Here is a 21,353-nt window from a genome sequence, read left to right on the forward strand (position 1 = left end):
ATCCCTGTTGCCTGCGGGCTTGGTACGAAGCTAGACGTGCTTCGAGCCAACCCCCAAGCAGATTGCGCGAGTTTGCAGAAAGACAATTGACGGCGCCGAACAGGAGGTCGACCATCGGCGTGTCGTGCAATCTCGTGCAAGGTCGACGACAGGAGAACGACCATGAAGCTAAGGTTCCTTGGTAAGAACTCCAAGCAGGGGGACTGCCCCACGCTCTACGCAACGGACCGGGACACGTACCTCGTCCAGGGCTGGAAGATCTTCGCGAACGACCTACTGACCCAGCTCGACATCCCCGTGGGGCAGACGGCTGTGGAGGTACCGACAGAGCTGTTCGAGTTCCTGACCGAGGACGGCTTGCCGATCGGGGAGATCAGGCGACTGGAGGACCCGATCATGGTCCTGACTCCGAGCGGTACGTTCGTCGTCCAGGGCCTGGAGGTCACTGATTCCGAGGCTCTGGCGGAGATGGAGATCCCGGATTACGAAACCGTGGTCGAGGTCCCCAAGGCCGCGATCACCGCCCTACTGGAGGAACCGCGTGAAGCTGATCTCCAGCGCCGAGCGCAACCAGCTCTTTGAGAGCTTCGCGCACGACGCTTTCCACTTGGAGCTAAGGGACGACTACTCAGTCCCGAATGAGGTGGGCCCGTTTGAGAGCTGGCTCAACGGGACAGTCGATGACTCCTCGTTCATGGCACCGTGGACACAGCTCATGAAGCGGGTCACCGACGCAGGGAAGACTGTGCGTAGGGTGCGGGTCGTCACTGAGCCGCACAGCTCTTACATCCGGTGGGAGCACGCCACCTCGGGCGTCAATGAAGAGGCCGGCGAGTCCATCCGGTGGCTGCCGAGGCACAAGCTGCCCGAGGGGCTTGTGTTTCCGGTGGAGGCAAACGACTGGTGGCTGTTTGATGACAAGCTCTTGGCAGTGGGGCACTTCGACGAAGACGGGCGTGTCCTGGGCTCTGACCTGATCGAAACTCCCTCGGTCGTAGCTGAGTGCGTCGGTATCCGCGATCTGCTCTGGGGCATCGCTACACCGCACGACACGTACAAGCCCTGACGTACGCGTGAGTACCCAGGCACAGGAATCACGGGAGGCACTTGGTGCCCGGCTGCGAGGCTTCCGCAAGGACGCAGGCTTCACCAGCGGCCGGGCCCTTGCCCGCGCGTTGAACTGGCAGGAATCCAAGGTCTCTCGTATCGAAAACGGCAAGCAGACCGCGAGCGAGGACGACATCCGCGTCTGGTGCCAGACAACCGAGCACGAGGCTGACATCGGCGACCTGGTCGCCACAATCCGCCACATCGACGAGATGTGGATGGAGTGGCGCCGACAGATTCAGGACGGGACCGAGAACCGACAGAAGAAGTCCCTGCCGATCTACCGGAAGACCAAGGTCTTCCGGGTCTGGGAGCCCAGCATCATCTGGGGCACCATTCAGACTGCCGACTACGCCGAGAACGTCTTTGAGCAAGTATCGAACTTCCACGAGACGCCGGCCGACACGGAAGCCGCCGTGGCGAAGCGCCTTGAACGGCAGAAGTACCTCTACGAGGGGAACCGGATCTTCAACGTACTCCTCGGCGAGCAGGCCCTCTACTCGAATCACGGCGGCTCGGAGGTCATGAGAGCGCAACTCGACCGCCTTCTGGCCGTATTGGCACTTCCGCGGCTTAGCCTGGGCATCGTTCCACGGTCCGCCCCCCTTGCCCTCTGGATCGGGCACGGCTTTGCGATGTTCGACGACAGACTCGTCATGGTGGAGACGTACTCTGCGGAAATGTCTGTGACGCAGCCGAGGGAAATCGAGCTTTACCGCAAGGCGTTCGAGATTCATCGACAGGCTGCCGTCTATGGGCAGCCCGCAAGAGACCTTATCTTGGCCGCTATCGCATATTTCGATCGCATAGGAAGGGAAAACCGTGAGTGAAACACCGAACTGGCACACGAGTACATACACGAAGAGTGATTCCTGTGTGGAGGTCGCAGATAACCAGGAAGCTGCGGTCATGGTCCGGGACAGTAAGGCCCGTGCCAGGGCCACCTTGTCTGTACAGCCGGGGGCCTGGTCGGCCTTCGTGGCATTCAGCAAGGTGCAGAGCATCTGAGGTTTTCTGCTCGGTGGCCCCCTTCCCCGGGAGGGGGCCTTCGCCATACCCTTCCATGGCCCCTTGGCCAGGTGGCGCCCCTGCCAGATGTTGCAACCATTTCAGGCCGCCCCGACCTCGATCCATTCCGAGCCGTCACCGGGCCGGATACGGGCCATCCCGGCCAGCCCCAGTCGGCTGAGCACGCCCAGGACGCGGTCCACGGCCTCGTCCCGCTCTGCCTCGGGGTCGATGTCGACGTCGAGATGCGCCCCGAATGCTCCGGAACCCGCGCCGCTCACCTCTCCGATACCGGTCAGCGCCTCGTTCAGCGCGTCCTCGATGTCGTCGCGGTCGACCGGCAGCGCACCGGTCAGCCGGATCTCGATGAAGTCCGTCACCGACTTCGTCAGCCTGATCAGTACCAGCCAGGTGTGCTCGTCCGGTTCCACGTACGCGGACTCGACCCGGTAGCGCCCCGGAGCCAGGTCCAGGCGCAGGGAGTCGGTCAGGTCCGCGGCGGCGTAGGCGGCGTCGAAGAGGAGCACGGGACCCGGTACGTTCCAGGCGGGCTGTTCCGCCCATGCCGCCTCCATCAGCGCCCGGTCCACCGCCGCGAGTGCCGCCTCCGCGCTGTCCGCTGCCGAGCGGCGTACGAGGAGCGAGCATTGCGGGAGGAAGGTGGTCGGGGCCGGGTCGTCGCCGAGGACCAGGGCCGGGGTGCCGGCGACATCGATCGGGGCGGCGTACTCGTCGACCGCGCAGGCCCGGCCGTAGTCGCCGGCATCCTCGTCGCCCTCGTCGTCCGCCCCCTGCCAGGCGCCGAGTACGGCCTCGGGCACGGCGATCAGGGGGCCGCCGCCCGTCGTGATCCACTCCATGGGGTGTCCCGGCTTCCTTCCGGTCGGCGGAGATGCGGCGGGCCCCGGGGACCGTGATCCCCGGGGCCCGCCGTGTCGTGCTGGGTCAACCCTCGTCGTGGACGTGCTCGGCCACGAATCGGGTCATGGGCACTCAGGCGTTCACGCCGCGGTGGGACCGCCCACAACAGCACCGATGAACAGCGGCGCCCATCGCCCTTCCGCTGCGGGTTTCACAGCCGCAGTCGGCCCACGTGCCTCAGCACGTCCGCCCATGGGTCGTCGGGCCCGGTGGCGGAGAGCCTGATGTAATCCGGGCCCGCCATCCACTGCAGGAAGAACGTCGTGAAATCCTCCGCTGCCTTCTCGAACGCGGACGACATCCACCATTCGACCCCGGTGTCCGGGAAGTACCAGACCGCGCCCGTCGACCGGTTGACGAAGAACGGCTCGTCGGAGACGACGCCGGGGCAGAACCATTCCTCACGGCCGAGGGTGACCGGGGCCCCCTCGACCGGGTCGGCGTGGAACTGCATCCCGTCGACCGTGGCGGCACCGAAGACGGTGACGTCACCGCAGGTCGCACCGTCCGCCGCCGTGAGGAACTCCCGGACCCGCCCCGGCAGTCCGGCCCCGATTCGCTCGGGGCCGGCTCCGGCAGGCAGCGAGTTCATCATGCGCCACTCCTCCTGGGTGGAGATCGCAGCGCGCAACTCCTCCACCACCCGCCGAAGCTCGCCGTTCACCGTGTCACACCTACCATTCGACCTTGATCTTGATCGGGGTGAAATCGTCCAGGTTCTTGATCTGCGGCCAGATCTGCTGGGTGCCGATGTGCCAGTTGGTGAACCGGTCCAGCATCTTGAGGTTACTGGCCGCGTCGGCACCGCCGAGTTGCAGCTCGTGGACGTGGTCGGGGTCCATCCGGTTGAGAATCCGGTCCTTGAGCTTGTCGGCGAAGGCCGGGTTCGTCGACCCGTACTGGTCGTAGACCCGCTTGATCAGGTCGCCCTTGTAGTTCTTGGTGATTTGCTTGTTGCGCTTGACCGGGTTGGGTGCCTTGAAGAGCTTCCCCTGGTCGCTCAGCTTCTGCAGGGCCGCCGCCTTCTTGGCGAACTCGACCTTCGACATCCCCTGCTCGTACTTGACCGTGACTTCGGCCGGTCCGCAGTTCGCGTTGTGTACGAGGAGGCTCTGCCCGGCCACGGCCACGTAGTACGTGTGGACGCCGTCGACGGTCAGATTGTGGACGCGTGCGGTGCGGTGCTGGTGATCGACCGCGGTGACCTGGACCCAGGTGCCACTGGAGGTACGCAGCCAGGCGCCGGGTTCGAGGTCGACGGCCTCCACCCAACGGCCCGCGTCGGGCAGCCAGTAGGTGTGCGCCTCGGTCGACGTGATGTTGGCGGTCTTCTTCCCGTCCCGGCCGTCCACGTCGACGGTCAGCGTGACAAGGTCCTTTCCGCCCTTGCTGCTGAGGGTGTCGGTCACCTCCCGACTGCGGGTGTCACTGGACTCGACATCGGTGGAGAGGACATGGTCGCCCTCGCGCAGCTCCTCGATGGCCTTGGTGGAGCCGTCGGCCATCACCACCCGGGTTCCGGGAACGAAGCTGTTGGTGCACTTGGGGGCTTCGGGCTCCTTCTTCGGAGCGCCGGGCGTATCACCGTCGGCCTTGCGGGCCGTGCTGCTCGCGTCGGCAACGTCGTCGACCTTGTCCGCGCTCTTGCGAACGTCGTTGGCCGTGTCGGCCGCGTCGAGGCCCTTCTTGGCGTACTTACCGGCCTTGACCGCCGTGGCCCCGTAACCCACGAGCGGGATCGCCGAGGCCATGGACAGTGCGGCGTCGACGTAGTTGCCCTCGGCCGCGTACCAGATGCCGTTGGCCACGTCCGCGACCTCGCCGACCACCGGGATCAGGCCGACGACATCGAGTGCGGCATGACCGATGTCGGACAGCGACATGCCGAACAGATGCCCGTCGAGCTCCACGAAACTGACCGGGTTGCCGCCTGCGAAGGCGTAGCGGTTACCGGTGAACGGGTCCGTGGCCAGCGACATGTCGGCGAGCGCACCGCCATAGGAGTCGCGGGTCGTGAAGCGGTTCAGGCCCGGGTCGTAGTTGCGGAAGCCCATGTCGTACGTGCCGGAGCCCTTGTCCCAGCGGGACGAGTTGAACCGGAAGGCGTTGTACGACTCCTTGCCGGGGTTGCCGGAATCCGGCTTGTCCGCGCCGGTGAACTGCGACGCGTCGTCCTTGCCGTACGCGGTGTATCCGTACGTCGAGCGGGTCTTTCCGTCCTCCTTGGTGATCGCCTCGATGTCACCGCGCGGGCTGGTCGTGTACTGCGAGTACTCCTTGGTGCCGTCGTCCTTGTGCTTGATCTGTGTGGCCTGCTGGCCGGACGGCAGGTACTGGTAGGACTTGTCGGCCTTGCCGTCCAGCTCCTCGCGCAGGACCTGGTTGTCCAGACCGAGGTAGGTGAACGCCGTGGTCTTGGACTCGGCGCCGGAGGTGACCTGGGAGACGGTCCGGTCGAACGGGTCGTAGGTGTAGGACGTGCTCACCGATGCTGCGCCGGAGCCCGCGCGGGCCTTCACCTGGCGGTCGAAGCCGTCGTAGGTGTACTTCTGCGCGGTCTGGCCGCCGATGCTGACGGTGTCGAGCCGGCCGAGCGGGTCGTAGTTGTAGGTGGAGGAGACGCCTTCGGCGCTCGCGCTCAGCAGCCGGTTGCGGTCGTAGCGCTGGGTCGTGGTGGTGTCGTCGACCGTCTGCTCGATGACGTTGCTGTTGCGGTCGTAGGTGTAGGACTCGGTGGCCGGCGAGTCACCGGTCTTGTCGACACTGGTGACCCGGTCCTGGGGGTCGTAGCCGAAGGTGTACGTGTTGTTGATGTACGCCGTGTTGTTGTCGGCGTTCATCAGCTTCAGTACGTCCTTGGAGCGGTGCCCGTTGGACGAGTACTCCAGGTCGTGCTGGGAGACGACGGTCCCGCCCGAGGTCTTCTCGACGGACTGCTTGACCGAGCCGTCGAGGTAGTAGGACATGCCGAGCGTGTTGCCGTTGGGCCGGGTCTGCTTGAGCAGCTGCCCGCGGGCGGTGTACTCCAGAGTAGTGACCTGCTGGTTGCCCGCCGTCGCCGAGTCCGCATTGGTGACCTTGGATACCAGCTCGCGTGCGTCGTACTCGATCTTCGACCAGGTCAGATCGTGCGTGGAGGTGACGGGGTTGCCGTTGGCGTCGTAGGTCAGCGCGGTGGTGTTCTTGACCGTTCCGCCCGCGACCTCCTCGACCTTGGAGATGCGGTTTCCGCCGTCGTACGCGATCTTGTACGTGTCGACCTTGGCACCGGAAGAGTTGTCCTTGACCTCCACCATGCCGCCGTTGGCGTCGTACTTGTAGGTGAAGTCCTTCTTCTCGGTGTCGGTCTCACCGGTGTTGGCGCGGACCAGCTTCACCGTGTCGGCGAGAACCGTTCCGTTGGCCTGGTCGGTGACGCTGACCTTCTGCGGTCCGTCCTCGACGAACGCGTAGCTGCCGAGCGAGACCCAGGTGCCGGTGTTCTGGGTCTGGTTGACGGTCTTGGTGACGCTGCCGCCGTTGTGATCGATCGTGAACTTGGCGTCACTCGCGGCCCCCGTCATCTTCGGGTGCCGTACGAGGACCTCGTAGGTGCCGTTCTGCGGGATGTTCAGCTGCCACACGAACCGGTCCGCGCCAGAACCGGCAGGGTGCGAGTAGGTGTCGTAGCCGTACTGCTGCTCGGCCTGGGTACGCGCCCAGTTGCCCTGGTTCGCCGTGTTGTTGAAGTCCGAGCTGTCGACCAGTACCACCTGCTTGCCGACGGGCACGCCGTCGTCCGAGCGGGCCCGCTGGTTACCGGAGTCGAAGAAGTCCCAGGTCATGGTGCGCTGCTGGGACCCGCCGGCCGAGGTCATGGTGTTCTTCGTCTGTTGGCCCAGGTCGTTGTACTCATAGGACGTGGTGATGTCCCACGGGTCCTTCGCGGTCCGGGTCCAGCCGTTGTCGAAGTAGCTGTACTCGGTGATGTTGCGGACGCTCTGACCGTCCGACGGCGGGGCGGAGACGGAGCTCAGATTGCCGACGGAGTCGTAGAAGTAGAACGTCGAGTCGGGCGTGTTGTAGCGGGTCACATCCTTGTCGAAGGGTGACCGCTCCTCCTTGACCCGGTTCAGCTCGTCGTAGACGGTCTCCGCCGTGAAGTCGGTCGCGTCGTCGGTGGTCTCGACCCCGCGCGGAGTGATGGTCTGCGTGCGGTTGCCCACCTGGTCGTACGCGTACCTGGTGGTGCGATGGGTGACGCCCCCTGAGCCGTCCTTGGCGAACGGCACCTTCGACTCGGCGAGCGCGCCGCGCTCGTCGTACGTGGCGAGCGCCTCGTTGCCCTCGGAGTCCGTCTTGCCGACGGTGAGGCCATCGAGGTCGTACGCGACGGTGGTGAAGTTGCCGATGGCGTCCGTGGTCTTCACGACACGGTGGTTCAGGTCGTTGGTGAAGGAGGTGGTGTAGTCGTCCGGGTCGGCGCTGGCGTTCTTCTTCGGGTCCGACACCTTGACGATGTTTCCGACGCTGTCGTACGCCGTGGTGACCTTGCCGCCGTCCGAATCCAGCATTTCGACCGGCTGGTACACCGCGTCGTATCTGGTCGTCGAGGTGTGATCCCCGACGGTCGGGGTCTCATTTCCCCGGGGGTCGGTGATCGTGACGACGTTGCCGACCTTGTCGTAGGTGGCGGTCGTCCTGCGAGCCGGAGCGGCTGCCTCGTCTCCGGCCATGGTCGAGTCGGTGAGCTGGTCGGCCTTGTCGTACACGGAGTCGGACAGGGAACCGTTCGGCGAAACCGTCCGCGTGATGTTGTCGTTCGCGTCGTAGACGGGCGCCGGTGTCGTGATGAAGTCCCCGGACGCCTGGTCCTTCGGCTCCTTCTTCTCCAGCGGGCGGGCGAAGGTGTCGTAGGTCTGTGTGACCACGGCGCCCTTGGCGTTGGTGACCTTGGTGACGTTGCCGCGCTCGTCGTACACGAAGGTGGACAGGGCGTTCGTGGCGTCGGTGATCGTCGCCGGGAAGCCGACGGGCTGGAAATCACTGTTGACGGTCGCGTGGCCGTTGGCGTCGATCGACTTCGTCAGCTGGCCGTACGCGTCGTACTCGGACTTCGAGGTGTAGTCGTCCAGGGCCGCCGTCGCGAGGCCCTTGGGGTCGGTGACCGAGGTCACGTTGCCACGGGGGTCGTAGCCGAACCGCCAGGTGCGGCCCTCGGGAGACCGCTTCTCGAAGAGATCGGCGATGTGGCCGTTCAGCCCGGTGGAGTAGGTGTAGGTACGAGCCGGGGTGTTGTTCTTGTTGGCCTCGGCGTCCTTCTGCTCCAGCGGGTAGCCGGTCTTCTGGTCGTAGACCCAGGTGGTGTAGGCCCCGTTGGCCTCCTCCAGTCTGGTGACGTTGTTGTCCGGGTCCCAGTTGAGCTTGCTCGTCTCCGACTTGGCGTTCGTGATCTCCGTGGCGCGCCCGTACCCGTCGAGCACCTGCGTCGTGACGTGGTTCTCCGCGTCCGTCACCTTGGTCTGGATCACCGAGCCCGCCGAGCCGTCCGGGTCGGTGTACACGAAGCCCGTGTTACCGCCGAGCCGGTCGGTGATCTGCTGGGTGTGCCAGTGGAACTTCGGGTCGTCGCCCTCGTTCGGGTAGTAGTAGGCGAGCGAGGTGGCGTTGCCGCGCGGGTCGGTCGTCTTGACCAGCTTGACGTTCTTGTTGCCCTGCGTGGCGTCGTACTCGAAGAGGAACACCTTCGGCTGGGAGGAGCCCGCACCGTCGGTGAGCTTGGTGAGCAGCCCCTTGTCCGAGTACTCGAAGGTCAGCTTGCGCTGCGCGATGTCGGTCATCGACTTGACGTGGTCGATGATCTTCGGGTTGCTGCTGTCGGCCTTGGAGTAGTAGTCGAGGGTGAGCGACTGCCGGCCGGCCGGGTCGGTGATGTACCGGAGGAACTTGACCGGCTTGTTGTTGGACTTGCGCTCCTCGTAGGTGAACAGCTGCGTGTTGCCGTTCTTGTCCACCGTCGAGGTCACATAGCCGTCGCAGTCGAAGAAGAACCGCGTACGGTCCGGGCGGGTCAGCGACCACGCCTGCGGGTCACCGTCCTTGTCCGGTGTGCAGTCCACGCCGGAACCCTGCTCCAGCAGGTAGTGCACGCCCGCGGGCGCCTTCCACGACCCGTCGTCCTGCTTGCGGAAGATGTGCGAGGTGCCGTCGCCGTCCGGCAGGGTCACCTCGCGCGGGTTCGGGTTGGGGTGGAAGTCGAGCGCCGCGCCCAGGCGCAGCGGCGAGGCGGCCTGCGCCGACCAGCCGTGGCCGAGGACGGTGTCCGAGGTGTCGAGCGAGTTGTACGCGAAGCGCGCGAAGGTCGACAGACCGCGGCCCGGGTTGCTCAGGGCGTTGTACTGCCAGACCGTGTTGCCCGCGTACAGGTTGTTCATGAGCGTGCCGCCGCCGCCGGTGTTCTTCCCGCTGTACGAGAAGAACTTCTCCATGCCCAGCTGGTCGGAGGTGGGGTCCTCCACGCGCACGTTCTGCGCGAGCGGCGGGATGGACTCGGTGGCCGAGAGCCAGGTGCCCGTGGTGTTGTTGCGCAGGTCCCACTTGAGGACGTAGTCGAGGCGCTTGTTGCCGGAGTCCGAGTTGATCGGGGTCTTCAGCTGCGCCTTGACGGTGACGGTCTCACCGGGCAGGACGTTCTTCGGCAACGCGGTCTGCAACTGGTTGCCGCCGGTGGTGGCGTCCGTGCCGTCGGGCAGCGACCAGGTGTACGAGAGGGCCTGGTCGGCCGACTTCCACTCCGTGGTGGTGGTGTTGGTGAGGGTGACGTCGATGCCGTACTGGTCGCCCGGAATCATCCGCGACGGGGTGTCGGGGGCGAAGTACGTGGAGCCCGTGGACTTGTCGATGTACGTGACGACGAGCTGGGGCCGCAGTTGCGGCTCCTCGGCCTCGGAGGACAGGAACACGGTGCGTTCCTGTGGCCCGCTCAGCGACTCGTCCTGGAGCTTGATCGCCACGCCCTTGTTACTCGTGGGCTGGGAGACCCACTGCTGGGCCAGCGAGGTGAGCGTCCAGCTCTGCCGGGCGGGGTCGTTGGTGACCGCACCCACGGTGTCGGCGACAGCCGTTCCCGCGTCGCCGCCCGGTGTGGTCCACGGGGTGGTGGCGGTGGCGTTGTTCCAACTCGCCGTGGTCTCGTCGAAGTCCTTGGTGAGCCCGCGGAGTTCGTAGACCGCGCCGTCGGTGCCGGTGGTGGTCGTCGTGCCCCACAGGTCGAGCTGCGCCTCAAGGACACGCGCACCTGCGGGCACCTCGCTCAGCGAGGGGAATTTCAGGAGCGCCCGCGTCTTGCCGTACGTCGTGGAGTTGTTGCCGACCGTCATCCACGGGTGCCCGATCCCCGACTCGGATATCGCGTCGTGGCCGGTGGTGGGCTGGGCGCCGGCGAGAGTGGTGTCCGCCGCGTCGCCCTGGAGGACGACGGTGGTCCGGCCCGCGGTGGGCAGCTTGACGATCTCGGTGGGAGCCGGGATCACCTGCCCGTCGCGGGTCTTCACCGCGACCATGTAGTAGAAGACGTTCCCGAAGGCGTCCGCCGAGTCCGCCGGGGTCGGGGTGGCGGTGGAGTCCGTGAAGGACCTGCTGGTGGGCGCCACGGGCGCGAGCAGGGTCTGCGAGGACGGCGTGAAGGTCTGGAACACGCTGCGGTGTACCTGGTACTCCACGATGTCGTCGGCCGTCGAGGCCGCGGACGGGTCGGCGTACGCGGACCAGTTCAGCTCGGCGCCGGTGGAGTGGATGACCCGGGGTGCGTCGAGGGTGACTCCGGGGCGGCCCCAGGTCAGCACGAGGCGCGGGAAGTTGGCGCCCTCTCCCTTGTACGCGAATTCGGCGGCCTCGTAGCGCGGTCCGCCCAGGGGCGCGGCCGCGGACTCGTCGGCGGCCTTGACCACGAAGCCGTTGTTGGCGTTGGTGCCGTTGATCCAGGACTGCACGGTGTCGGTGACACCGAAGGAGTGCCAGGTGTTGACGACCCCGGCCCGCTTGGTGACGGTGCCGCCCCTGGTCAGCCGTACGGCGTCGGCGATGACCCCGGTGGAGGCGGACGCCGGACCGTCACCGAGGACGACCTTGCCGACGTTGCCCGCCTTGAAGGGGTGGCTGCCGAGTGTCTTCCACACGCCGCCCGTACCGGCGCTCTGGTCGACGGTGTACGCCTTCGTGCCGCCGTCGAACGTCACGGTGTACGGGGCGTTGGTGGCCCGGTCGGACGCCGGGACGCTGTGGACGTCGACCCGGTAGGTGCCGTCCGAGGGGATCTGCGGCTGCCAGGTGTACGTGTCTCCGGCGACCGTGTCCTTGTTGTACAGGTAGTCCTTGTTGACCGCGTACTGCGTGAACGCGGTGTTCCCGGACGCGGGCCAGGCACCCTTGGCCGCGGTGGTCCCGGTGTCGCCGTCGTCCACGACGACCGAGGAGCCGGAGAGCTCACCGGTGATGTTGTTGCTGCCGGCCCACGTGGCGGTGGTCTCGTCCCAGGCCGTGGTGGCGCGGTGAGCCTCCAGGGGGACGTCCGTGTCGCCCGCACCGTGCGTCTGGTCGTAGTACAGCTTCAGGTCGGCGGAGTCCAGCTTCACGCCGGCCGGGACGCCGGTCAGAGGGAACCTCACCAGGGCGCGGGAGGCACCCCCGAGGCTCGTGGCGCCGACGGACAGCCGCCAGTTGCCGTCGTAGTTCGCTGACGGGTCGTCCGAGGAGATCATCACGTCCTGGGACTGGGTGGACGTCGGCGCGATCGAGATCGTCGGGTCGATCACCACCGGGTACTGCCGCTCCGGGGCCGCCAGCCACTTCGCGTCCGGGCGCAGGACGAGCTCGTACGAGCCCTTCGCGCCCGTCAGCTTCTGCTGGACGGCGTCGCTGGAGGACGTCCCGTACGCGGAAGCCGCGTCCTTGTTCGCGTCCGTCATGAACGGCGCGGGGATGACCAGCTCGGGGCGCTCGGGGCCGCCGCTCTCGCTGTAGAGGGCGATGGCGCCGTTGTCCAGCTGCTGTGCCGACAGGCCCTTGGTGTCGAGGGTGAAGGTGTACGCGGCGCTCCCGGCGGGCGGGGCGGCTAGGACGATGTCCTCCTTCACCGACCCGTGGCCCACGGTGTAGCGGAGGTCCGCCCCGGCGCCCAGGGCACCGGGGTAGGTGACGGCGTTGCCGGACACCTTCGGGGTGAGCTTCGGCTCCGCCGGCTTCTTGAGCCCGACGGTCACCCAGTGCCCGGATTCGGTGCTGAAACGGACGAGCCGGTCCGGGTCGGAGCCGAACCATGTCCCGGCGACATTCGTCGTGTTGGCGTGGCTGAAGCCGTCACGGGCGGTGGGGCGCACCGCCGTGTCGATGGCCTTCCAGTCCTTGCCCGACTCGTAGTGCGTCGGGGTGCCGGAGACCTCGGCCTGGACCCTGCCGTCGGAGAGCTTCCAGTAGCGGGCACTGGGCGTGCGCCGGTCCTCGAGCTCCGCCGTCCGCTTGGGCTTGGGCGCTTCGCGCCCTTCGGGGAGACGTTCGTTGTCCGGCACCCCCTCGTCGGGGAGTTCGGGTGGCCGGGGTCTCTCCCCGTTGTCACCGTCGTCGTCCGCCCCGAACCAGCTCCGTACCCCGTCGACGAGTGCCTTGCCTTCGACCTGGGCGGCGAACGCCGGTTGTGGCAGACCCGCTAAGAGCAGCACCACGATCGTGCTGGTCGTCAGATTTCTGCGTGTGCGTGGACCCAACATCTCGTGTGTCACCCTCAGTGCCTTCGGACCGCACCGGACCAGGCTCTTCGCAGGGGTGCACGAAACGACTGGGCGGTGACGGTCGGTACCGGACCGGCTCCCCAGCGTTCGTCACCGGCGCAAGAGTTGTACTGCGTCTGGAGGGGTTCATGTCAACTGTTGGCACGGAAGGGGCATTTGCGCACTTAAGGTGCCTTCGCCTCCAGACCCACTGATAGCCGGGCCCCACGCCGCGCACGTACAACCCTCGGCGCCCGACAGCGGTCTCTGCTGTGCCGTGTCCGGACTCAGACCGCAGGAGAAGCAACCTTCCATGCCGCAACGTCCACGTTCACCCCGTATGCGTACGACCGTCGCCCTCGCCGCCATGCTCGCGGCCGGGCTGACGCCGCTCACGCTCGCCTCCCCCGCGTCGGCCGCCGCCGCCAAGCACTACGACGACTTCAACGGGGACGGCTACCGCGACTTGGCGGCGCCGTACATGTACAGCGGCGTCAGCGACGGCACGCTCAACTTCAAGGGTGGCGCCGTCCTCGTTACGTTCGGTGGGCCCGCCGGGCTGACCACACGTACCCAGCTCATCCACCAGGGCTCGGCCGGGGTGCCCGGCGCCGGTGAGGAGAACGACCAGTTCGGCGAGTCGCTGGCGAGCGCCGATCTGAACAGCGACGGTTACGCGGACCTCGTCGTCGGCAACTCCTCCGAGGAGTCCGGCACCACCCCAGTCGGCTCGGTCACCCTGCTCTGGGGTTCATCCAAGGGGCTGAGCGGCGGGACCGCGCTGCCCCGAAAGGGCGGTGGCTCGTGGGGCGCCTTCGGCCGCGACGTGGCGACCGGAGACTTCAACGGTGACGGCAAGGCCGACATCGCGACGGTCAACGCAGGCGACATCTACCTCTACCGTGGCGGCTTCACGAAGTCCGGCGGTCTCGGCACGGTCAGCAAGTACGACCGGGAAGGCGTGGGCTGGAGCAGCTACACCCTGGCGGCCGGCCGGGTCACCGGCGACGGCAAGACCGACCTGGCCGTCATCGGGATACGCATACTCGGCACCGTCATCCGCACCGAGGCATGGTTCCTCAAGGGCACGTCGGGCGGCCTGACCTCCGGGACCGCCAAGGTCATCGACCCGATCCAGCGGGAGAACCTGGACGCTTCTATCGGTGACTTCGACAAGAACGGCTACGGGGACATCGCCATCGGCAATCCGTTCGAGAGCAACGGCCGAGGCTCGGTGACCCTCTGGTACGGCACCTCCACCGGCCCCGGCTCGAAGAGCGCCAAGCTCAGCCAGGCGACCTCCGGGGTGGTGGGTGCGGCAGAGCCGTACGACTCGTTCGGTACGTCGGTGTCCGCCGGTGACACCGATGCCGATGGCTACGCCGACCTCGCCGTCGGCGTTCCCAACGAGGCGGCCGGCACCAAGGAGTACGCGGGCGGGGCGCACCTGTTCCGCGGCGGCTCCGGCGGGCTGAGCGGCTCGCGTTCCGCGACGATCGACAAGACGCTCACTGGAGTGGCCGGCGGCACGGTGGCCTACGACGCGTTCGGCTCCGACGTGCGCGTCCGCGACCTGAACCGGGACGGGAAGGCCGAGTTGACCGTCCTGGTGCCCGGAGAGAACACGGCACGGGTACTGCCCGGAGCGAAGGGCGGGGTGACAGGCCTCGGCTCGTACATCGTCCAGGGGGTCAACGGACTGCCCGAATAAAGCAAGGGTAGGCTAACCTTCCTTCGAGCCGCCGTCGCCGGGTCGCCGCACCAGCGGGACCCGGCCCCGTTCCGGAGGAGTTCTCGCATGACGACCGCCACCGAACCCGCCACAGCCCCCTTCCGGTTCTTCGGGCTGACGGTTCTGCGGACCAGACGGCTGGGGCCGTCCATGCTCCGGATCACCTTCGGCGGTCCCGGCCTCGACGGCTTCGCGGCCGGCGGCCGGGACCAGAGCCTCTCGCTCTTCCTGCCACATCCCGGACAGCCCGAGCCCCTCGTCCCGGTCGACGAGAACGGCGAGTGGTTCGCCGCCTGGCGGGCGCTCCCCGAGGACGAGCGGGCGGTGCTGCGCTCGTACACGGTGCGCGCCCAGCGCCGCGCCGCCGACGGTTCGAACGAGGTCGACATCGACTTCGCCCTGCACGAGGACGGCGGACCAGCCTGCCGCTGGGCGACCGCCGCCGCTCCTGGGCAGCTCATCAAGGCGCTCGGCCCGGCCGTCGAGGACAACACGGCCGTCCGCTTCCGTCCCCCGCAGGACACCGACTGGGTGCTGATCTGGGCCGACGAGACGGCACTGCCCGCCGCTTCGGCCGCCCTGGAGTGGCTGCCGGCCGGAATGCGCGCCCTGGTCTGGCTGGAGGTCCAGCACACCGAGGACCGCCAGGCCCTCAACACCGCCGCGCGCGCCAAGATCAACTGGCTGGTACGCGACGAGCGCGCGCCCTCCGCGGTGGACGCCGTCCGGGCCGCGGAACTGCCCGCCGGGACCCCGTACGTCTGGATCGCGGGCGAGTCGTCCGAGGTACGCGCACTGCGCCGACACCTCGTGCGGGAGCGGGAGTTCGACCGTAAGCGGGTCACCTTCGTCGGGTACTGGCGCCGCGGGCTCAGCGAGGAGCAGCTGCGCGCCGAAGCGGCCGGCGAAAACTCATAAACCAGTCAACTTCCGAGCCCCGTGGGGGCGGGGGACACGCGTGTCGAAACTTAGGTTAGGCTAACCTTACTTCTACATCGCGCCCTCGTACCCTTTCTCCTGCCCGGAGGGTTTCGATGAAGTTCCCTTCATCCGGGAGGACCCCCCTCATGCGTTCGCACCTGCTCAACGACTCGACCGCAGAGCACTACCGTCGCTCCGTCACCGCAGGAGTCGAACGGGTCGCTGCCAAACTCGCCGCCACCGAGCGGCCGTTCAGCGGAATCGGCGTCGACGAGCTGGCACCCGTCGTCGACGCGATCGACCTGGACCGGCCCCTGGGCGACGCCTCGGCCGCTCTCGACGAACTCGAGGACGTCTACCTCCGCGACGCCGTCTACTTCCACCACCCGCGCTACCTGGGCCACCTCAACTGCCCGGTCGTCATCCCCGCCGTCCTCGGCGAGGCCGTACTGTCGGCCGTCAACTCCTCCCTGGACACCTGGGACCAGAGCGTGGGCGGCACGCTCATAGAGCGCAAGCTGATCGACTGGACCACCGAGCGGATCGGCCTCGGGCCCGCCGCCGACGGCATCTTCACCAGCGGCGGTACGCAGTCGAATCTGCAGGCCCTGCTGCTGGCCCGCGAGGAGGCCAAGTCCCGTCCGGAGCACTTCAGCCGACTGCGGATCTTCGCCTCCGAGTGCAGCCACTTCAGCGTCCAGAAGTCCGCGAAACTCCTCGGCCTCGGGCCCGACGCCGTCGTGCCCGTACCCGTCGACAGCAACAAGCGCATGCAGACCGTGGCCCTGGCCCGCGCCCTGGAGCAGTGCGTCGCGGAGGGCGCCGTGCCGATGGCGGTCGTCGCCACCGCCGGAACCACCGACTTCGGCTCCATCGACCCGCTCCCCGAGATCGCCGCACTCTGCGAGCGCTTCTCCACCTGGATGCACGTGGACGCCGCCTACGGCTGCGGGCTGCTGGCCTCACGCACCCGCCGCGGTCTCATCGACGGCATCGAGCTCGCCGACTCGGTCACCGTGGACTACCACAAGTCCTTCTTCCAGCCGGTCAGTTCCTCGGCCGTGCTGGTCCGCGACCGGGCCACCCTGCGCCACGCCACGTACCACGCGGAGTACCTCAACCCGCAGCGGATGGCCCACGAACGCATCCCCAACCAGGTGGACAAGTCCCTCCAGACCACCCGCAGATTCGACGCGCTGAAGCTCTGGATGACGCTGCGCGTCATGGGAGCCGACGGCGTGGGCGAGCTCTTCGACGAGGTCTGCGGCCTGGCCACCGAGGGCTGGCGGCTCCTCGCCGCCGACCCGCGCTTCGATGTCGTCGTCGAGCCGCAGCTCTCCACCCTGGTGTTCCGCTACATCCCGGCCGCCGTCACCGCGCCCACCGAGATCGACCGGGCCAACCTCTACGCCCGCAAGGCCCTGTTCGCCTCCGGCGAGGCCGTCGTCGCCGGCACGAAGGTCGGCGACCGCCAGTACCTGAAGTTCACCCTCCTCAACCCTGAAACGACCGCGCAGGACATCACCGCGGTCCTCGACCTGATCTCGGGCCACGCCGAGCAGTACCTGGGAGAATCCCTTGACCGCGCTTCCTGACCCCCACGACTTCATCGGGATCGGACTCGGCCCGTTCAACCTCGGGCTCGCGTGCCTGACCGAGCCGATCGGCGAACTGAACGGCGTCTTCCTGGAGTCCAAGCCGGACTTCGAATGGCACGCCGGTATGTTTCTCGAAGGGGCCCACCTCCAGACGCCGTTCATGTCGGACCTCGTGACGATGGCCGACCCGACATCGCCGTACTCCTTCCTGAACTACCTCAAGGAACGGGGCCGGCTGTACTCCTTCTACATCCGGGAGAACTTCTATCCCCTGCGGACCGAGTACAACGACTACTGCCGCTGGGCCGCCGCGAAACTGAGCAGCGTCCGCTTCAACCAGACCGTCCAGTCGGTTACGTACGAGGAGAGCGACGCGCTCTACACCGTCCGCACCGCCGACAGTGTCTTCCGCACCCGCCACCTGGTCCTGGGCACCGGCACCCCGCCGTACATCCCGGAGGCCTGCCAGGGCCTGGGCGGCGATCTGCTGCACAACTCCCGTTACCTGGAAGGGAAAGCGGCGCTCCAGGCGAAGGAGTCCATCACCCTCGTCGGCAGCGGCCAGAGCGCGGCGGAGATCTACTACGACCTGCTCTCCGAGATCGAGGTGCACGGCTACCGGCTCAACTGGGTGACGCGCTCCCCGCGGTTCTTCCCGCTGGAGTACACGAAGCTGACGCTGGAGATGACCTCGCCGGAGTACGTGGACTACTTCCACGCCCTGCCCGAGGAGGCGCGCTACCGGCTGGAGTCCGGCCAGAAGGGCCTCTTCAAGGGGATCGACGGCGAACTGGTCGACTCCATCTTCGACCTGCTCTACCAGAAGAACCTGCCGGGCCCCGTCCCCACCCGCCTGCTCACCAACTCGGCCCTGAACAGCGCGAGTTACGACGAGGGAACGGGCACGTACACCCTGGGGCTGCGCCAGGAGGAGCAGGGCAAGGACTACTCCCTGACCACACAGGGACTGATCCTCGCCACCGGCTACAAGTACACCCCTCCGGCCTTCCTGGAGCCGATCGGCGACCGGCTGAGACACGACAGCCGGGGCCGCTTCGACGTGGCCCGCAACTACAGCATCGACACCACCGGACGCGGCGTGTTCCTCCAGAACGCGGGCACGCACACCCACTCGATCACCTCGCCCGACCTGGGCATGGGTGCGTACCGCAACGCGTACATCATCGGCGAACTGCTCGGCCGTGAGTACTACCCGGTCGAGAAGTCCATCGCCTTCCAGGAGTTCGCGATATGAGCCAGACCATCGGCACCTTCACCATCCGCCCGCTGGACCCCCTGTCCGACGCCGAGCTGGTGCACAGCTGGGTCACCCACCCCAAGGCGTCGTTCTGGATGATGGGCGACGCCCGGCTCCAGGACGTCGAGCGCGAGTACATGGCGATCGCCTCCCACGCGCACCACGACGCCTTCATCGGGCTGCACGACGGGGAACCCGCCTTCCTCATGGAGCGCTACGACCCGGCCGAGGTCGAGCTCAAGGGGCTGTACGAGGCCGAACCGGGCGACATCGGGATGCACTTCCTGGTCGCCCCCACCGACGCCCCGCTGCACGGCTTCACGCTCGCCGTGATCACGGCTGTGATGAAGGAACTGTTCACCGACCCCTCGGCCCTCCGCGTCGTCGTCGAGCCCGATGTCCGCAACGGCGCGGTACACGCCCTGAACAAGGCCGTCGGCTTCGAGATCCTCCGGGAGATCACCAAGCCGGAGAAGACCGCGCTGCTCAGCGCATGCACCCGCGAACAGTTCCAGACCACGACCGGAGGTCTCTCCTGATGCCGGCTCTCACCGAAAGCGTCGCCCACCTCTCCCCCGAGCGCTGGGCCACCGCCAACCGGCTGCTGATCCGCAAGGGTCTCGCCGAGTTCGCCCACGAACGCCTGCTGGCACCCGCCCCGCTCGGCGACGACCACTACTCGGTCCGCAGCGACGACGCGGAGACCGAGTACCGCTTCGCCGCCCGGCGCTTCGCCCTCGACCACTGGCAGGTCGACGCGGACTCCATCACGCGTCACCGGCACGGCGGTGAACTCCCGCTGGACGCCCTCGACTTCTTCATCGAGCTGCGCTCGACCCTGGGGCTCTCCGAGGAGATCCTGCCGGTCTACCTGGAGGAGATCTCCTCCACCCTGGCCGGAACCGCGTACAAACTCACCAAGGAACCGGCCACCTCCGCCCAGCTCGTCGCCGCCGGTTTCCAGGCGATCGAGACCGGGATGACCGAGGGCCACCCCTGCTTCGTCGCCAACAACGGGCGCCTCGGCTTCGGCGTGGACGAGTACCGCGCGTACGCCCCCGAGACGGCGGCGGAGATCCGGCTGGTCTGGCTCGCCGCCCGCCGCGACCGCGCCACGTTCACCGCGGGCGCCGGGCTCGACTACGGGACGCTGATCGCCGGGGAACTGAGCGAGGAGACCCGCAGCCGGTTCGCCGGCACGATGACCGGTCTGGGCCTCGACCTCGACGACTACCTCCTCATCCCGGTGCACCCCTGGCAGTGGTGGAACAAGCTGTCCGTCACCTTCGCCGGTGAGCTCGCCCAGCGCCACCTGGTCTGCCTGGGCGAGGGCGACGACGCCTATCTCGCGCAGCAGTCGATCCGTACGTTCTTCAACGCCGACCACCCCGAGAAGCACTACGTGAAGACGGCACTCTCCGTCCTCAACATGGGCTTCATGCGCGGGCTCTCGGCGGCGTACATGGAGGCGACGCCCGCGATCAACGACTGGCTCGCGGGAGTCGTCGAGCGCGACGAACTGCTCCGCCGGGCCCGGTTCTCGATCATCCGGGAGCGGGCGGCCATCGGCTACCACCACCGGGCCTACGAGACAGCGACCGCCAAGGGCTCCCCGTATCTGAAGATGCTCGCCGCCCTCTGGCGCGAGAGCCCCGTCCCGGACCTGGCGCCCGGCGAGCGGGTCGCCACGATGGCCTCGCTGCTCCACACCGACCACGAGGGCGCGTCGGTCGCGGGCGTGCTGATCGCCGAGTCGGGCCTGACGCCCGCGCAGTGGCTGCGCGGCTACCTGGACGCGTACCTCGTCCCGGTCCTGCACAGCTTCTACGCGTATGACCTGGTGTTCATGCCGCACGGCGAGAACGTCATCCTGGTCATCGAGGACGGAGCCGTACGCCGCACGATCTTCAAGGACATCGCCGAGGAGATCGCGGTCATGGACCCGGACGCGGTGCTGCCGCCCCAGGTCGAACGCATCCGGGCCGAGGTCCCCGAAGACATGAAGCTCCTCTCCGTCCTCACCGACGTCTTCGACTGCTTCTTCCGCTTCCTGGGCGCCGGGCTGGCCACGGAGGGAATCCTCGACGAGGACACGTTCTGGCGGACGGTCGCGGAGTGCGTGAGCGGCTACCAGGAGTCGGTGCCGTACCTCGCGGACAAGTTCAAGCAGTACGACATGTTCACGGAGGAGTTCGCGCTGTCCTGCCTGAACCGTCTGCAGCTGCGCAACAACAAGCAGATGGTCGACCTGACGGACCCGTCGGGCGCGCTGCAGCTGATCGGCACGCTGAAGAACCCGATAGCGGGGCGGTAGGGAGCACCGCGACCTCCGCCGCGCCAGGGAAGCGTTCTGCGCTGTCTCTAAGCGGAACCTGACCAAGGAGTCGTCGTCGCGGATTGCCGGTGCGATCACGAAGGCGACGCATGCTCAGTGGGCGCTCGCCCGGCGCTGCCAGGCCGCACACATCCGGTCGCTTGATGCCGGGATCAGGACGCTCAGGCACCGGTTGTCGCTCCCGATCGGGCAGAAGGGTACGAAACGGGCGGCGGGTGGCTACCGGTCCCAGGGAACGGTCCCTTCGTCGGGTTCACGCCTGTGGTTCTCCGAGCAACCGAACAGTCACCATGCGTACCGTGCGCCTCACTGATGGTCAAGGGACTAGACCACCTCGGCCGCATCCACAGCCACCCGCGCCACCACCAAATGCAGTTTCCCACTCCCTCCTGCCCGATATCGGGCAGATTTCTTGCACAATACGTCCCCGGCACGCAATATCGACGAGTGCTCGAACGCCGCTCGTCGCATGACGACCTCATCGACCACCTGGTGCGCAGCACCGCGCTCCAGCGCGGCGAAGCGACCCGGGTGATCCTTGACGTGCTGGCGTACTTCGATGAGACGACCGATGACTTCGTCCGCCGCCGCCACCGCGAACTGCAGTCCGGCGGCCTGGTGAACACGGAGATCTTCGAACGGATCGCGGCTGAGCTGCCGCACCGCGCGGTCGCACCGCCGGAGCTCTCGCTCCGCCAGTTGCGCCGCATCGTCTACGGCTGAGCATTCA

Annotated in this window: 14 protein-coding genes and 1 pseudogene; 12 read left to right on the plus strand and 3 right to left on the minus strand. The window is 67.3% G+C overall.

Annotated features, from left to right (window positions below; genetic code table 11):
• Positions 1–162 precede the first annotated feature (162 nt).
• From ACFT7S_RS10660 to ACFT7S_RS10675, 4 genes are read left to right on the plus strand one after another with little or no spacing between them, the layout of a single operon-like run.
• On the plus strand, positions 163–582 hold the full coding sequence (locus ACFT7S_RS10660) for a hypothetical protein (protein ID WP_382729574.1): 420 nt from the start codon (positions 163–165) through the stop codon (positions 580–582).
• Complete coding sequence (locus ACFT7S_RS10665; protein ID WP_382729576.1) at positions 542–1,066, plus strand: DUF6879 family protein; 525 nt, start codon at positions 542–544, stop codon at positions 1,064–1,066. Before ACFT7S_RS10660 ends, ACFT7S_RS10665 begins: the two co-directional genes overlap by 41 nt.
• A 7-nt stretch (positions 1,067–1,073) precedes the next feature.
• On the plus strand, positions 1,074–1,937 hold the full coding sequence (locus ACFT7S_RS10670; RefSeq protein ID WP_382729578.1) for a helix-turn-helix domain-containing protein: 864 nt from the start codon (positions 1,074–1,076) through the stop codon (positions 1,935–1,937).
• Positions 1,930–2,115, plus strand: coding sequence for a DUF397 domain-containing protein (locus ACFT7S_RS10675; RefSeq protein WP_382729580.1), 186 nt, complete (start codon positions 1,930–1,932; stop codon positions 2,113–2,115). The genes ACFT7S_RS10670 and ACFT7S_RS10675 overlap by 8 nt, the downstream gene beginning before the upstream one ends.
• 101 nt (positions 2,116–2,216) lie before the next feature.
• Here ACFT7S_RS10675 and ACFT7S_RS10680 read toward each other — a convergent pair whose 3' ends face one another.
• The 3 genes from ACFT7S_RS10680 to ACFT7S_RS10690 form a co-directional block, all read right to left on the minus strand.
• Complete coding sequence (locus tag ACFT7S_RS10680; RefSeq protein ID WP_382729581.1) at positions 2,217–2,975, minus strand: Imm21 family immunity protein; 759 nt, start codon at positions 2,973–2,975, stop codon at positions 2,217–2,219.
• 212 nt (positions 2,976–3,187) lie between these two features.
• The gene (locus ACFT7S_RS10685) at positions 3,188–3,700 is read right to left on the minus strand and encodes a hypothetical protein (RefSeq protein WP_382729583.1); all 513 of its coding nucleotides are present in this window, start codon (positions 3,698–3,700) and stop codon (positions 3,188–3,190) included.
• A gap of 10 nt (positions 3,701–3,710) precedes the next feature.
• Positions 3,711–12,734, minus strand: a complete 9,024-nt coding sequence (locus ACFT7S_RS10690) for a DNRLRE domain-containing protein (RefSeq protein ID WP_382729585.1) — start codon at positions 12,732–12,734, stop codon at positions 3,711–3,713.
• Between the two features lie 385 nt (positions 12,735–13,119).
• On the opposite strand from ACFT7S_RS10690, the gene ACFT7S_RS10695 reads away from it, so the two are divergent.
• From ACFT7S_RS10695 to ACFT7S_RS10730, 8 genes and pseudogenes are all read left to right on the plus strand, one after another.
• Positions 13,120–14,490 carry an FG-GAP and VCBS repeat-containing protein gene (locus tag ACFT7S_RS10695; protein WP_382729587.1) on the plus strand — a complete coding sequence of 457 codons (1,371 nt, stop codon included), beginning with the start codon at positions 13,120–13,122 and terminating at the stop codon, positions 14,488–14,490.
• Between the two features lie 87 nt (positions 14,491–14,577).
• A complete protein-coding gene (locus tag ACFT7S_RS10700; protein ID WP_382729589.1) occupies positions 14,578–15,429 on the plus strand; it encodes a siderophore-interacting protein in 852 nt (283 codons plus the stop codon).
• A gap of 149 nt (positions 15,430–15,578) precedes the next feature.
• Positions 15,579–17,027 carry a pyridoxal phosphate-dependent decarboxylase family protein gene (locus ACFT7S_RS10705; RefSeq protein ID WP_382729591.1) on the plus strand — a complete coding sequence of 483 codons (1,449 nt, stop codon included), beginning with the start codon at positions 15,579–15,581 and terminating at the stop codon, positions 17,025–17,027.
• Positions 17,011–18,285 carry a lysine N(6)-hydroxylase/L-ornithine N(5)-oxygenase family protein gene (locus ACFT7S_RS10710; RefSeq protein WP_382729593.1) on the plus strand — a complete coding sequence of 425 codons (1,275 nt, stop codon included), beginning with the start codon at positions 17,011–17,013 and terminating at the stop codon, positions 18,283–18,285. The genes ACFT7S_RS10705 and ACFT7S_RS10710 overlap by 17 nt, the downstream gene beginning before the upstream one ends.
• Positions 18,282–18,827, plus strand: coding sequence for a GNAT family N-acetyltransferase (locus ACFT7S_RS10715; protein ID WP_382729594.1), 546 nt, complete (start codon positions 18,282–18,284; stop codon positions 18,825–18,827). The genes ACFT7S_RS10710 and ACFT7S_RS10715 overlap by 4 nt, the downstream gene beginning before the upstream one ends.
• On the plus strand, positions 18,827–20,602 hold the full coding sequence (locus tag ACFT7S_RS10720; RefSeq protein WP_382729596.1) for an IucA/IucC family protein: 1,776 nt from the start codon (positions 18,827–18,829) through the stop codon (positions 20,600–20,602). Before ACFT7S_RS10715 ends, ACFT7S_RS10720 begins: the two co-directional genes overlap by 1 nt.
• Positions 20,603–20,609: 7 nt before the next feature.
• Positions 20,610–20,885 (plus strand): annotated as a pseudogene (locus tag ACFT7S_RS10725) (IS200/IS605 family accessory protein TnpB-related protein); the annotation flags it as partial.
• 185 nt (positions 20,886–21,070) lie between these two features.
• Entirely contained in the window at positions 21,071–21,346 is a 276-nt protein-coding gene (locus ACFT7S_RS10730) for a hypothetical protein (protein WP_382729598.1), read from the plus strand.
• Positions 21,347–21,353 lie beyond the last annotated feature (7 nt).

The organism is Streptomyces sp. NPDC057136 (assembly GCF_042670885.1).
Taxonomy (GTDB): domain Bacteria; phylum Actinomycetota; class Actinomycetes; order Streptomycetales; family Streptomycetaceae; genus Streptomyces.

Excerpts from the sequence above, each read along its gene's own strand:
- ACFT7S_RS10695 (WP_382729587.1), top strand. The coding sequence starts at position 13,120 with ATGCGTACGACCGTCGCCCTCGCCGCCATGCTCGCGGCCGGGCTGACG.
- ACFT7S_RS10715 (WP_382729594.1), top strand. The coding sequence starts at position 18,282 with ATGAGCCAGACCATCGGCACCTTCACCATCCGCCCGCTGGACCCCCTG.
- ACFT7S_RS10680 (WP_382729581.1), bottom strand. The coding sequence starts at position 2,975 with ATGGAGTGGATCACGACGGGCGGCGGCCCCCTGATCGCCGTGCCCGAG.
- ACFT7S_RS10705 (WP_382729591.1), top strand. The coding sequence starts at position 15,579 with ATGCGTTCGCACCTGCTCAACGACTCGACCGCAGAGCACTACCGTCGC.
- ACFT7S_RS10720 (WP_382729596.1), top strand. The coding sequence starts at position 18,827 with ATGCCGGCTCTCACCGAAAGCGTCGCCCACCTCTCCCCCGAGCGCTGG.
- ACFT7S_RS10660 (WP_382729574.1), top strand. The coding sequence starts at position 163 with ATGAAGCTAAGGTTCCTTGGTAAGAACTCCAAGCAGGGGGACTGCCCC.
- ACFT7S_RS10700 (WP_382729589.1), top strand. The coding sequence starts at position 14,578 with ATGACGACCGCCACCGAACCCGCCACAGCCCCCTTCCGGTTCTTCGGG.